The sequence below is a fragment of the Mesorhizobium sp. M7A.F.Ca.ET.027.03.2.1 genome (assembly GCF_003999175.1).
Lineage (GTDB): Bacteria > Pseudomonadota > Alphaproteobacteria > Rhizobiales > Rhizobiaceae > Mesorhizobium.
Genome location: NZ_RZOM01001749.1, coordinates 1 through 645, shown reverse-complemented (window position 1 = coordinate 645; position 645 = coordinate 1). Strand labels below are relative to the sequence as shown.

The window sequence follows — 645 nt, the reverse complement described above, 5'->3', positions numbered from 1 at the left end:
GGCGCCAGATGCGAGCCACCCTTGGCCATGCGCGAGAAGTCGCCATAGTCCTGCGCGGTGAAGACGCCGGCCCTGACCAGTTTGATCGCCTGCTCGACCGTCGGATACATGTCCCAGACCGGGCCGGTGATGACCGTGTCGGGGCCGAGGCTCGACTGGTCGGACATGTTGGAGATGGCGAGGATCTTCTTGTCCACCGCCGCTTCGATGACGCCAAAGCGCTCGGCATAGATGACGTCGACACCGGCGTCGATCTGCGCGACAGCCGCTTCCTTGGCCTTGGGCGGATCGAAGAAGGAACCGATGAAGGCGACCTTCTTCTTGATGTTGGGATTGACCTCCCTGGCGCCGGCGAAGAAGGCGTTGACCAGCCGGTTGACTTCCGGAATGCCCATCGCCGCGACGGCGCCGATCGTGCCCGACTTCGACATCTTGCCGGCGATCAATCCGGAGAGATAGGCCGGCTCGTGGATCCAGTTGTCGAAGACGCCGAAATTGGGTTCCGCCGGGCCGGCGCCGGAGCCGAACAGCCAGGCGGTCTTCGGGAATTGCTTGGCTGTGCGGCGCGATTCACGCTCGGCGGCGAAGGCATCGCCCAGCACCAGCTCATAGCCGCCTTGCGCATATTCGCGCATGACGCGGCTG

The 645-nt window shown here is 64.3% G+C and carries 1 protein-coding gene; it reads right to left on the bottom strand.

What is annotated here, in order from left to right:
* Window positions 1-645: BMP family protein (locus EN750_RS37825; protein WP_145968360.1), on the bottom strand; the 645-nt coding region annotated here is incomplete at both ends.